9 protein-coding genes are annotated in these 12,342 nt (G+C 49.7%); 3 read left to right on the forward strand and 6 right to left on the reverse strand.

The genetic code is table 11. The annotated features are described in order from the left end of the window. Positions 1-104: 104 nt before the first annotated feature. The 5 genes from AT746_RS19450 to AT746_RS19475 all read right to left on the reverse strand — a co-directional run bounded on the left by AT746_RS19450 (position 105) and on the right by AT746_RS19475 (position 7,260). Complete coding sequence (locus tag AT746_RS19450; protein ID WP_062483765.1) at positions 105-2,942, reverse strand: prolyl oligopeptidase family serine peptidase; 2,838 nt, start codon at positions 2,940-2,942, stop codon at positions 105-107. Between the two features lie 2 nt (positions 2,943-2,944). Next, positions 2,945-3,376 carry a hypothetical protein gene (locus tag AT746_RS19455; RefSeq protein ID WP_156413743.1) on the reverse strand — a complete coding sequence of 144 codons (432 nt, stop codon included), beginning with the start codon at positions 3,374-3,376 and terminating at the stop codon, positions 2,945-2,947. Positions 3,377-4,222: 846 nt separating this feature from the next. Continuing rightward, complete coding sequence (locus AT746_RS19465; RefSeq protein ID WP_062483769.1) at positions 4,223-5,554, reverse strand: magnesium transporter; 1,332 nt, start codon at positions 5,552-5,554, stop codon at positions 4,223-4,225. 13 nt (positions 5,555-5,567) lie between these two features. Then, entirely contained in the window at positions 5,568-6,380 is an 813-nt protein-coding gene (locus tag AT746_RS19470; protein ID WP_062483771.1) for a magnesium transporter MgtE N-terminal domain-containing protein, read from the reverse strand. 1 nt (position 6,381) lies between these two features. Further along, positions 6,382-7,260, reverse strand: a complete 879-nt coding sequence (locus tag AT746_RS19475; RefSeq protein WP_062483772.1) for a mechanosensitive ion channel family protein — start codon at positions 7,258-7,260, stop codon at positions 6,382-6,384. A 202-nt stretch (positions 7,261-7,462) separates the two neighbouring features. Here AT746_RS19475 and AT746_RS19480 point away from each other — a divergent pair, with 202 nt between their 5' ends. Beyond that, a complete protein-coding gene (locus AT746_RS19480; RefSeq protein ID WP_062483774.1) occupies positions 7,463-8,254 on the forward strand; it encodes a peptidylprolyl isomerase in 792 nt (263 codons plus the stop codon). Here AT746_RS19480 and AT746_RS19485 read toward each other — a convergent pair. Then, positions 8,211-9,119, reverse strand: a complete 909-nt coding sequence (locus AT746_RS19485) for a hypothetical protein (protein ID WP_062483776.1) — start codon at positions 9,117-9,119, stop codon at positions 8,211-8,213. The genes AT746_RS19480 and AT746_RS19485 overlap by 44 nt on opposite strands. Before the next feature lie 280 nt (positions 9,120-9,399). Between AT746_RS19485 and AT746_RS19490 the strand changes: the two genes are divergently transcribed. Together AT746_RS19490 and AT746_RS19495 are read left to right on the forward strand one after the other, a co-directional pair. Further along, the gene (locus tag AT746_RS19490; RefSeq protein WP_062483778.1) at positions 9,400-11,838 is read left to right on the forward strand and encodes a M1 family metallopeptidase; all 2,439 of its coding nucleotides are present in this window, start codon (positions 9,400-9,402) and stop codon (positions 11,836-11,838) included. Continuing rightward, the gene (locus AT746_RS19495; RefSeq protein ID WP_062483781.1) at positions 11,835-12,341 is read left to right on the forward strand and encodes a DUF6702 family protein; all 507 of its coding nucleotides are present in this window, start codon (positions 11,835-11,837) and stop codon (positions 12,339-12,341) included. The genes AT746_RS19490 and AT746_RS19495 overlap by 4 nt, the downstream gene beginning before the upstream one ends. Position 12,342 lies beyond the last annotated feature (1 nt).

Below are 12,342 nucleotides of genomic sequence, written 5' to 3' on the forward strand. Positions count from 1 at the left end.
TGCCCATAACGCCTTAAATTTCATCAAGCTACCATCACTTGCTGGCGTCAGCTTGTGTCGGAGAGCTGAACGCAGCGGTGAAACTATTGGCAACAAGCCTGTGATTATTGGACGGTAAATATTTTACTGAGCAAAAGCCTGCCGTTCACGGCATAAATATCCAGCCGGTACTGAGTGCCGGAATGAGCATCGTCGGGCATTTCAAGCAGGGTTTTCCACGGTTCTCTGTCGTTCCCGTAAACCAGATTCTGATAAACAATTTGCTCATCGGTGCTATCCGGGTCAATGCGTGTCCAGCGGTTAATTACGGCCAGATTCTGAAACCGGCTGCCATTGGCATCGTAGTCCACTAACATACCAAAAACGGTCCCTTCAGTATTAGGGATGAGAGTGGTAGTGTCGGCATGTTCGTGCTCTCTACTTCGTTGGTTAAACTCGAATACGCCCATGTCATCTTCGTCCACTTCGAATTCGAAGTGATGGACATTATAGTTATCTCGCAGAATTTGTTTGAATTGCTCCAGTTCGTCAACTGAGTATTTGCCTTCGAGCAGCACTTCAGTGAGTAGTTCGTGGCGTACTTCCCGAACCTGTTTATTTACCTTTCCGCCTGATGAGAGTTTCAGTTTGCTGACACAGTAAGAGACGTTACGCTCAATGGCTTCACCCAGGCAATGAGCTCGGGCCAGATACAGGTCTGCACGAAGGTCAAAATTTTGAATTTGCGCCAGCGTGAAGTAATCAAAAGAAACTTTCGGGTCATAATGGGGACTGTTTTTATCAGCCAACAGTACACCTAATCGATAACTGGCTTCCTCATAGCCTGCATCAGAGGACTGCTTGTACAACTCGATTGCTTTGGCCAGGCTTTCGTTAACCAGAATCCCACGGTGGTAATAACTTCCTATATTGAACAGGGCTCGGGCATCACCCAGAGATGCTGCCTGTTCGTAATATTCCTTGGCCTTTATCCTGTTTTTTTCCAACAAATAGTTAAATGAAAACACATCGGCGATCAGCATGGCTTCCTGCTGATGTATGTCGTCAAAGGCAGGATCATCGATGTCCTCAAGACCGAGCTTTTCTCGGATAAAGTCATCTACATACGCATTGAGGTGCATGTCACCTCTCCAATTACCGTGCCCATACGCGACATTTCTGTAGATCAGGCTGGTGACATCTTTGTTCAGTTTCTTTAATACATACTCGAACCGATGTGTATGCTCTATTGGCGCAAAATTATCTTTTTGGCCAGCAAAGAACAGGGCCGGGACTTTCAGCTTGTCGGCGGCATAGACCGGGGATGCTTGGGTGAGGCCGCTGTCGCTCACGCCCAGTGCAGTTTTCAGGGTTTTTTGCACCGCTTCCAGGCTGACAAAGTTGTTGGCGTTGAAGATCAGTGAAAGGTCATATATACCAAACTTACCGATAGTGCAGCCATAGAACTCGGGTTGTTCCATTGCTAACAAGACTGCCGCGTAGGCGCCAAAGCCCATACCCATGCTGCAGGCTTGCTGATAGCCATACTTATCACTAATTTGCGCCGTGATCTGTCCAACATCAGCCAATACAACTTGCTTATAGGAATCCAGCGTTTGCTGCTGAAAGTCTTTACCCAGGCCACTGCTACCTCGCAGATTTACGCGTAATACTGCGTAACCGCGGTTGGCCAGGTATTGTGTATCCGGGTCATACTCATTCACCGCCTGGCTGCCAACAGGCCCGCCTTCAGGTACCACCAATAATACGCCGTTGTCACGAAATTTCGGGCGAGTAAGAAACGCTTCAACGGTATGCCCTTTGTCATTGATAAAACTAAACGCCTCCATAGGAGCCAATGGCTTATCGGCCAGGGAAGGGTAAGCATGTGTGAGCAGGCGAGCAGTCATATACAGAGAGTCGAACAGATAATAAGTGCCCGGGTCGTCGGCATTAAAAGCCTTGACGATACTGATATCTCTATTCAGGTTAGAAGAAACATAGACCACCTGCTTGTTGTCAAATGTCTGTCTTACCTCGTCATTGAAATCCTCTATAGCAGGATCAAAAAAATCTTCGGTTAATTTTCCATGTTTCCAATAACTGACCGAATCAAGGGTGAGGGTTTCAGGGTCAACCCAGGCTGATTCAAGATCATAGATGGGGTGCTCGTAAAGCTTCGTTTTCAGAGTTTGAGTTTTCGCATCATATAAGTAGGCGGCGATGCGGTCAGTATGTTGATTGGTTAAAACTAAAAAGGTGTCATCCTGTAAATAGGCCTGGACGCTAAACGCATAGGCATCATCATTGACAACCCTCAATAATCGCCAGGCCTTATCTGATGCTGGCCGATACCAGTGCTCGACTTTGTCCCCATCTTTGCTTGCAGCGAAAAGCATATCGTTAGTGCTGTCGAAACTGTAATGCAGCGCCCCATCAAGCAGGCCTTCAACAGGTTTTCCCAGTGAGGCAACGCTGTTATTAATGATCGCAGATACGCCGACCTGATAGACAATCAATTCATCACTATCATTGCCCTGTACAAACAAAACCTGATTATTTCGAAGTGGCTGAAAGTCGAGGATATACCCGTATTGCTTGGTATGCTCAAACACAAGTTTTATTTTCTGATCTTCAATATCCAGATTAACCACGCCATAGTGCTGACCGGATTTATCCTGGTATTCAATGAATAGCGAATCGTTGTCAATCCATTCATAATTGTGCAGTTTGGCACCCTCTGAAAACGATAATTTGCTTTCCAGTTCAATGTCACTGGTAAAAGAGATGATTAGACTCTGCTCGCCTGACTGTTGGCGAAAAGCTGCAAAAAATGAGGCGTTTGGATTGAGCTTAAAAGAATAATAAGTCGGCGACTGAAACAGATCGTTTGGGCTGATAGGGGTTGCCTGTAACGTCGAAATCGGTAGCAAAACCAGAAACAGAAAATGTAAGACTCGCATGGCTATTTTTCCTGCTGTTGTGCAAAGGACGTGCTGTTCACATAATCCAGAAATCCATCTTCACCTGGCCCTCGATAGCTGATGGTGTTGTGTGCGAGGATGTTGGGAAAGTGCTCTTGCATAAACTCCAGCGCATAAGAGGAGCGGTTGACCAGTTTCAATCCATTTCTTTTAATGCGAAAACCAGATGTGAAAATTTCCAGTTCACCCACGTAGCTTACTTTTCCTGCATCGACTGAAAATTGCCAATAGTCGCTATTTAAATCGTATTGATACCAACTGCTAAACCTGATTTGCTCTATTTCATAGTGCCCGGCTGGAACTTCTATCAGCAGGTAGCGGCTGCCGCGGCGTAAGTCAGCAGCGGAGAATTCCAGGGTGCGCTCGCCACTGATACGGAGCTTTTCTAAACTCTCTGTTGTGGCAATGGCCATTAATAAATAGCCCCTGTCAGCCTCAAGATCTTTACCGACATCAGATTTGATGCTGGAGACGGTTTGCGCACAACTGCTAAGTGCAGCACAAACTGCAATAATTAGGAAAGCTCTCATTCAACGTCCTGTAGTGGGGTAGGAATCCATTAATGTCAAGAAAATACCATTAGTTCAGGATGTTAGTCAAAACACTTAAGGAATGAGAGGGCCGTTTAATAGACTTCGGGACCCGGCCATGGATTTTGTTTCAGAGTGAAGGAAAAGTAACCTGGCCATATCATTACAGCCAAAAGAAAAACACCGCGCATGTGTGCACTCTGCCTTACCAGGCTGGTTAAGGGGTACAGAACATGTTAGAAAAACATAATGCAGAAACACGGCGTTTCGCCGCAAATTAATCTGTTATTTGTGAGGGAGTATCGCCGCGTATATGGAAACCAAATCACATTAGTCTGTTGGGGACTTGCTGTACTGGCTGTAATTGCGATTTTTTCTGGCCGTTCGCTTTGCATATATCCATGTTTATGTTTGATGCACCGGGAGCGACTGAAAAAGCTGTAAATTGGTTGGCGGTTGTATTACTTCTCACTTATCCAGCAACCATTTATATTGGTGTTGGCATCACTAAAAGTGCTCACGAGAACAATAGAACATTGCACTCATTAGTTGGGCTTGCTGTCAGTTACAGCAACTTTGCGGTCCTGTTTATATTGCTCAAGTGGTTTATCTGAATTTACTAATTACGTATAGCAAGGCTACGCATGTCGGCCAAAACTCAACGCAGAAGTATGGGTTTAATCAACCTCAAAAATAGACCGCGTCAGATATGGCTGAACGTTGTTCTTTCTAGCCTTTGGGTAAAAAGTCCGTCAACAGCAAGGCAATGCCCAGGAACGACATAAAGCCGGCAATATCCGTAACAGTGGTCAGCACAATAGATGACGACTGGGCCGGATCCATCCCCAGCCGTTTTAGCCCCATAGGTACCAGCGCACCGGCGCTGCAGGCAATGACCAGGGAGCTGACCATCGCCAATGCAATGACCAGGGCCAGTCCGGCCGATTGACTCCAGAAATACACGCCGACAGCGCAGGTCAGTGCAATGATGACGCCGTTGAGAAATCCGGCACGCATTTCCTTAAACAACACTCTGGACCACTGCCTTGTGGTGATTTCGCGCAAGGTTAAACCCCGCATGGTCACGGCCAGCGCCTGGGCACCGGCATTTCCGGACTGGCCAGCGGCAACGGGTAACAGAATCGCCAGTGCCGTGACTTCTGCAATCAGATTTTCAAACATGCCAACCACGGCCGCTGCCGCGAAGGCGGTGAGCAGATTAATCTGCAGCCAGGGCAGCCTTCTGGTAACTGCAAACCAGCTGCTGGATAAGGCCTTTTCTTCCTTGCTTACCCCAACCATGGTTTGCATATCAGTGGCCAGATCTTCCTTGGTAGACTGATACACATCGGAGTAACCAATTTGCCCTACCAGCAGGCCCTGCGCGTCCAGCACCGGTATAGTGTTGCTGTGCTGTCCCTCGAAGGTTTCGATCACCGTATCCTTGTGATCAAGCACACTGAGTGTGGCTTTAACAGGCGTAGCAATACTGCTGAGTAAAGCATTGGAAGGGCTGGTGACCAGATCGGTAATTTGTACCTGGCCGGTCAATTGCTGTGAAGCGTCCAGCAAAAACAGGGTATCCGGGCAGGTTTGTTTGCTGCGGCGTAGTCGCGCCAGCGCATCAGATGCACTGGTGTCAGCAGAAAAAGCCTGTACATTGGTTGTCATCATCAGTGCCGCACAATCCTGCGGATAACTCAACAGCGTGCGGTATTCCCTTACCAGGGCGCTGTTGTTGGTTTCCTGTAGTGCAAATAAGGCCTCTCGCCTTTCAGGTGACAGACGGCTGAGCAAGCTGATCGCCAGATGGCTGTCGAGAAATCCGATCAGACGGGCCGCAAAATCATCATCAAAGTGAGCAAAACAGGCGTCAGAGCACCCTGGAGGCAGGTGTTTCCAGAGTCCTGCCACCAGATGCATGGGTTGTTGCTGTAATAATTCGGCAGCCTGGCTGGCCGGCATCATTTCCAGATAGCGGGCACTTCTGGTTGGATAGTTTGCCAGAAAAACCTGATTCAGCTGTGTCGCCGTATCATCGAGGTGACCAAGAGATTGCATGAGTCGCGTCTCCTTACCCTTTTGTTTGAGGGCTGAACAGTTCCAGTAGTGTGCTGATTGAGGCACCATAGGCATTGAGGATTTCATGGGGTAATGCCTGCTGCCTTCGCGCGCCTTTTTTGTTCAGAACATGGCGTATCTGGTGGTGATGAATCACTCCTATCAGCTCATTGTCATAATTGACCACCGGCATGCTGTCGCGGTGCCACCAGTCATCCAGACTGATTGCCGAGCGCAATTCGGTAAAGCCGTTAAGGCCAGCACAACGTTCTTCGATAAGGTGGGAAACCAGTGTCGACTCAGAGGCATGCAGTAATTTGTAGATACTCACCGGCCCGATAAGCTGACGCTGTTGATTGACTACAAAACAATGTTGCAGGTTCGCCGCCGTACTTTTTCTGAGGCGTAATACCGCATCCTGAACCCGCATGGTGTCGGTCAGCATCAGCAGATCGGTTTCTAACCAGGCACCAACCGTATAATCAGGGTAACCCAACAGTCGCTGACAAGCCGATTTCTTTCTTGGCGTCATCAGCGTGAAGCATTGGGCGCGCTTCTGATCATCAATATGCCGCAATATAGTGGCAATATCGGCACTTTTAAGCTCAAAAAACAATCTTGAAACTTGTTCGTCAGACATCAGGGATAAGATACCTGAGGCATGATCCGGCATCATTGCTGCAAGAGTGCTGGCTGCTACTTCCGCCGGGGCCTGAGACAACAAGTCTGTTACTTTCTGCGGCGATTCCCGTTCCAGTTGTCGTGCAGCAGCCTGAGGTTGCTCCTTAAGAAAATGCAATGCCAGGCTGAGATTCGCGGTAGTCATATTAACTCCCCGGTTCTGAGCTGGTCTTTGAGTCCGCAGTGGTGTCCCGTTTAAGCACACAACTGCTGCTGTCCATCCAGTGTTTGCCCGGAATCAGAGTTCGCCCTTGCTGAGTTTCCAACACCAGCATATTGTCGGTAATCTCCAGCAACACGCCCTGTATGTCGCCGATGCGGATATGATCCTGCAATTTACAGTGTTTTCTGGCCTGCCGGGTGCCGACCAGGTTGGCCACCATATCCTTGCTGCCAAGGCCGAATGCAAGGGCCAGCCCGGCACTGAAAACGGCCAGCAATACCACCACCAGGTTGGTGATAAAGTGGATGTTGATCCCCAGTTGCTCAACACCAATAACCAGGGCCGTAAAAATCACCGCATATTTAACCATGGCTGCCAGCCAGATCCCTCTGGGAAGGCGGGCGGATTCGGCGGTGGCTTTGGTCATTGAACTGAGCAGGTTAGCGAGCACAAACCCGCCAAGCATAATTAAAAGACCTGCCAGTAAGCGGGGCAGATAAGTAAGAAACTGACCTAACCAGTTGGCGAACAGTTCCAGACCCAGGGTCGAAGTTGCTGCGGCGAGGAAAAACAGGATGACAATCCAAAACACCACTCTGGCGGCAATACGCCCATGGTTTGGTCTGATATGCAACGAGCGTTGGGATGCTGACAGGGGTTTGGCCAGGGCCAGTAAACGGTTGATTAAGCTGACCAATGAGCGCGTCAGCCGGGACAGCAGCCAGGCAATGAGCCAACCCGCCAAAAACAGCAACAGCGCTCCGAGTATTTGCGGTAAATAGGCAATCAGGTGCTCTGTTAAGCGGGCATAGAGCTCAGTAACAGCTTGTTGCCATTGACCCGTATCAGATGTGGTTGTCATGGTGCTTTCCTCTGCTTTTCTTAGCTTGCGGTTTTATCACACTACTCTGATGATAGCCTGTAACTTCTATATTTCTTGTTGATGGTAAGGCATGCCCGGATAACAATTGGCAACAGGAGAAAACAAATCACTACAAACTGATAGAGAACTGCACTGTGTAACATTCTAACCTGCTCCTATCCTTTTTGGTTGGAGTAAAACAATGATAAGCAGCTGGAAAAAGAAACTGCCCCTGGCTCTGAGCGTAATGATCATGGGTAGTCAGGCTGCCTGGGCCACTGTGGTAGAAGTCCAGACGGTATTGGGAAATTTTCAGGTAAACCTGTTTGATAAAAAAACACCGGCCACGGTAAATAATTTTCTTGGTTATGTGAATTCAGGCGCGTATTACAGCAATGTGGTGCATCGCAGCGTGCCGGACTTTGTGATTCAGGCCGGCGGTTTTACCTATAATGATGAATTTCCTCTGGATCGGGTGACCAAAGGCGCAGCCATAGCCAATGAGCCCGAACTGTCGAATGTCAGAGGCACTATCGCCATGGCTAAATCTGCCGGTGATCCCAACAGTGCCACCTCAGAGTGGTTTATCAATCTGGATGACAACAGCGCCAATCTGGATATTCAGAATGGTGGTTTCAGTGTGTTCGGTCAGGTGCTGGGGGATGGCATGAAGGTAGTGGATGCCATTGCCGAAATGCAAACCTACGATGCCGGTGGCGCCCTGACCGACATCCCTCTGCGTGACTACTCCGATGATCAGGAGGAACTTAAGGGAGAAAATCTGATCCTGATCACTGATATTGTGGTGGTGGATGACAGCACAGACACGCACCCCGAGTTAGAGCCGGTGCCCAACACACTAATTGATAAACAACAGAACGACGATAATAATGGATCATCAGGTTCCGGTGGTGGTCTGAGCTGGGGTATTCTGATGCTCGGCTTGGCCGTTATTCTGAGAGCTCGGCCTTCCATTCGCTGTTATCGTCGCTGATATTCTCCAGCACATGTTCTTTGTAGTGTTGCCAGAAATCAGGATTATCTTTGGCAAACCAGAATCCGAGGCTGCTGATATAGTTTTCTGATTTCAGTACCTTAGCCAGTGCAGTATCGATTCTGTTTACGGTTTCCTCGCCCCATTCGGTGTTACTGCAACCAATAGCACCGGTAATGGGGCTGTGCTGGTTCTGTTCGATCGGCAGATAGCTGAGGGTGCTCTCTTCGGTCAGTTCAAAGTAACGGCCAATAACCGGGTAGTCGAGGGTATAGTCCAGTCTCCCCAGTGCCACCATATTCAGTGCCAGGGTAGATTTGCCGGACAAGATCCGGTGGTTGCGCTGCGCTTCGCTGTAGCGATCAAGCAAAGGTTGCAAAACCTCTCCGTAAGCCCGGCCAAGGGGACGGCCAAATTGTAGCGAGTTGTCCTGTAGCAGGGCGGCAAAATCTACCGGTTCGCCATAGCGCTGACGAATCACCCTGGCAGAGGAGGCATTAACAATAAGCTGATGAGGCTGATAATACAGCGTTGCCCTGGAATAGCGGGTAATCGGGGTATCTGCACGCTTAATCATGCAGGGAAAGCAAACCGGAGCCTGCTTTTCTCTCAGCCTGGCGATACGGGCCGGGGGGATGGTCAGGACTTCGTGATCGGAATCCGGCATGGACCGAATCATTTCCTCTACCAGCACATCGCAAAAACCCTGGCTCTGATAGTCACCATCGAGAATATGAAATGGCGGTCCATCGTTGACGGCCCAGGTAACTTTATGGGGCCCGGGGGAAACAAAAGGTTCGGCAAGCACCGGCAGGCTCAAAAGAGATGCCAGAGCAAGGGGCAATAACCCTCTGGTAACTTCCATATGTACTCCCTTTGCCAAAATTCCGGGCCTTTGCGTGCTTAGCCCTGTGCGACAAACAAACCACGCAACACATCACAGATTATAAACCAATACGTTCGATGCCGACGGAACGATCTTAGTTGATTTAACTTCACTTGCCTTGTTTTTCAGACTACTGGTCGCTGATCCCGGGGTCTGAACTTACCCCTTTGACTGTAAAACGTTATCTTGCCCGGCTTCCCTGTTTTTAGATTTATATCCGCGTACTCGCAGAGTCCGGGTAGTTAAAATAAGGTGACACATGAAGTTACGTAGTCTTGCTTTGCTGTTATCAGTATTTTCGGCTCTCGCAGCGGCCGACGCCATTCGCCAGAGCAAAGGTGATTTTGAAGATAAATTCAGACAGCTCGATGAAGTCTTACCCACGGCAAACGTTTATCGCAATGCAGCAGGTGAACCCGGTCACCAGTACTGGCAGCAACAGGTAGACTACAAAATAAAGGTTACACTGGATGAATCCCGCCGGCGTTTGCAGGCGACGCAGCAAGTGCGTTATCAGAATAACTCACCAGATACCCTGCGTTACTTATGGCTGCAACTGGATCAGAATAAGTTTAAACCGGACTCCATGGCCGAGCTGAGCACGGCGTTTGCCGGTATCGGCCGTCGTGGACCTGCCACAGAAGCCGGAGATGGTGACAAGCCTGCCCGCCTGAGTCTGGGAGAGCTGCGACGCCAGCAGTTTATGCAGGACAATGAGCTGGGTTATGAGATTGGCGAGGTCAAAGATGCGATGGGGAACCGGCTCAGATCTACCCTGGTAGGTACCAATATGCGTATCGATTTACATCAGCCCCTTAAACCCGGAGAGACGGTTTCATTCTCGCTGGACTATGCCTTTAATATTGTCGAAGAAGATGCGGTTTCGGCCCGTGCCGGCTATGAACATTTCCCCGATGATCCCAGAGAAGGCGGCAACGATATTTTCCTGCTGGCCCAATGGTTTCCCCGCTTACACGCCTATACCGATTACGAAGCCTGGACCAATAAAGAATTTCTTGGCCGCGGTGAATTTACGCTGGAGTTTGGTGACTATGAGGTAGAGATCACCGTACCGGCTGATCATATTGTCTCGGCCACCGGCAGCCTGCAAAACGCCGGGCAGGTTCTGACACCAACTCAGCAACAGAGACTGAAACAGGCAGAAACCGCGAAACGGCCGGTGTTTGTGGTCACCGAAGAAGAGGCGCTGGAAAACGAAAAGACAGCAACAGAGCAGACTAAGACCTGGCAGTTTAAAGCCGAAAACGTCAGGGATTTCGCCTGGGCTTCATCGCGCAAGTTTATGTGGGACGCCAAAGGCTATCAGCAGGGGGGCGATGAGCAGCCGTTGGTAATGGCCATGTCTTTCTATCCCAAAGAAGGTGGCGACCTGTGGAAGAAGTACAGCACCGAGTCCATCGTTCATACCATGGAGGTGTACTCCCGTTTCTCCTTTGATTACCCCTATCCCGTGGCTCAGTCGGTAAATGGCCCTGTGGGTGGCATGGAATATCCCATGATTACCTTTAACGGCCCCCGTACTGAATTACAGGATGATGGCAGCCGCACTTACTCACAGGCAGAAAAGCGCTTCCTGATTGGTGTGGTGATCCATGAGATCGGGCATATCTATTTTCCGATGATAGTGAATTCCGATGAGCGTCAGTGGACCTGGATGGACGAAGGCCTGAACAGCTTTCTTGATGGCGTGGCTGGTCGCGAGTGGGACCCGGACATTCCATGGGGTGTGGAGCCTCGCGATATTACCGGTTACATGAAATCCGAGGTGCAGGTGCCTATCATGACCCAGTCAGACAGCATACTGAAAATCGGCCCTAATGCGTACACTAAGCCTGCCGCCGCGCTGAATATTCTGCGCGAAACCATTTTAGGCCGGGAGCTGTTTGACTTCGCGTTTAAAGAATATGCCCGTCGCTGGAAGTTTAAGCGCCCGACTCCGGCTGATTTCTTCCGTACCATGGAAGAAGCCAGCGGTGTCGATCTTGACTGGTTCTGGCGTGGCTGGTTTTACAGTACCGATCATGTGGATATCTCCATCGACCGGGTCTATAAGCTGAGAATGGACACCAAAGATCCTGACATCGACTTTAAACGTCTGCGCCAACAGGAGCTGGATAAGCCATTATCGCTGACGGTGGAGCGTAATCGTCAGGAGGGTGAGCTATGGATCGAGCGCAATCCGGATGTCAGTGATTTCTATGACGAGCACGACAGATTTACGGTCACGAACAAAGAGCGCAATCAGTACCGTAAATTTCTTGCCGGTCTGGAGGACTGGGAGCGAAAGGCCTTTGAGCGCGCCGTCAGTGAAGATCGCAACTATTATGTGATGGAGTTTTCCAATCAGGGTGGGCTGGTGATGCCGATCATTCTGCAGCTCGAATATGCCGATGGCAGCGAAGAAATAATGCGCATCCCTGCGGAAATCTGGCGTCGCAGCCCCAGGGCGGTAAAAAAGCTGATCGTTACCGACAAAGAGCTTGAGCAGGTAACAGTCGATCCGCGCTGGGAGACGGCTGACGTGGATGTGGAGAATAACCACTACCCCAGACGCATTATTCCTTCCAGAGTCGAAGCCTACAAGGCGAAGAAATCCAAGGCCAAAGTAAGCCGGGATATTATGCAGGATATTAAAACCGAGCTGAAAACCGAAGAAGAGCTGAAGGACAAGCAATGAGTCGTTGGTTATGGTTGCTGATCGTGCTGGTGGCAGCAGCTGCGCTGCCCGCTGCCGCGCATCAGCAGAAAGCCGCACTGACCAAGGTATTATTTAATCACCGTACCGGGCAGCTGGATGTGATGCACAGATTTTATCTGCACGATGCCGAGCATGCGGTGAAAAAACTCTTTGATCGCAACGCCGATATGCTTAACTCGGCCGATACCCAACAGGCATTCAGTGACTATGTGGCAGCGCGTTTCTCGCTGCTTCATCAACAGCAGCCACTGCCTCTTGAGCTGGTAGGTTTCGAAGTCGAAGGCAAGTTTTTCTGGGTCTATCAACAGATTGCAATACCGGAATCTGTTACCAGTCTGACGGTCAAACACGATGCTTTAAGGGATATCTGGCCACAGCAGGTCAATCTGGTCAATATTGAAGGTCAAGAGACGATCCGCAGTCTCAACTTCGAAGGCAGCACAGAAGTGCTCAGTGTCAGCTTCGACTCCCACCATCACTGAG

This window comes from Lacimicrobium alkaliphilum (genome assembly GCF_001466725.1).
Lineage (GTDB): Bacteria > Pseudomonadota > Gammaproteobacteria > Enterobacterales > Alteromonadaceae > Lacimicrobium > Lacimicrobium alkaliphilum_B.

Bases quoted from the DNA above. Each gene is read 5' to 3' on its own strand.
- AT746_RS19450 (WP_062483765.1), bottom strand. From the start codon at position 2,942: ATGCGAGTCTTACATTTTCTGTTTCTGGTTTTGCTACCGATTTCGACG.
- AT746_RS19475 (WP_062483772.1), bottom strand. From the start codon at position 7,260: ATGACAACCACATCTGATACGGGTCAATGGCAACAAGCTGTTACTGAG.
- AT746_RS19480 (WP_062483774.1), top strand. From the start codon at position 7,463: ATGATAAGCAGCTGGAAAAAGAAACTGCCCCTGGCTCTGAGCGTAATG.
- AT746_RS19490 (WP_062483778.1), top strand. From the start codon at position 9,400: ATGAAGTTACGTAGTCTTGCTTTGCTGTTATCAGTATTTTCGGCTCTC.
- AT746_RS19455 (WP_156413743.1), bottom strand. From the start codon at position 3,376: ATGGCCATTGCCACAACAGAGAGTTTAGAAAAGCTCCGTATCAGTGGC.
- AT746_RS19495 (WP_062483781.1), top strand. From the start codon at position 11,835: ATGAGTCGTTGGTTATGGTTGCTGATCGTGCTGGTGGCAGCAGCTGCG.
- AT746_RS19465 (WP_062483769.1), bottom strand. From the start codon at position 5,554: ATGCAATCTCTTGGTCACCTCGATGATACGGCGACACAGCTGAATCAG.
- AT746_RS19485 (WP_062483776.1), bottom strand. From the start codon at position 9,119: ATGGAAGTTACCAGAGGGTTATTGCCCCTTGCTCTGGCATCTCTTTTG.
- AT746_RS19470 (WP_062483771.1), bottom strand. From the start codon at position 6,380: ATGACTACCGCGAATCTCAGCCTGGCATTGCATTTTCTTAAGGAGCAA.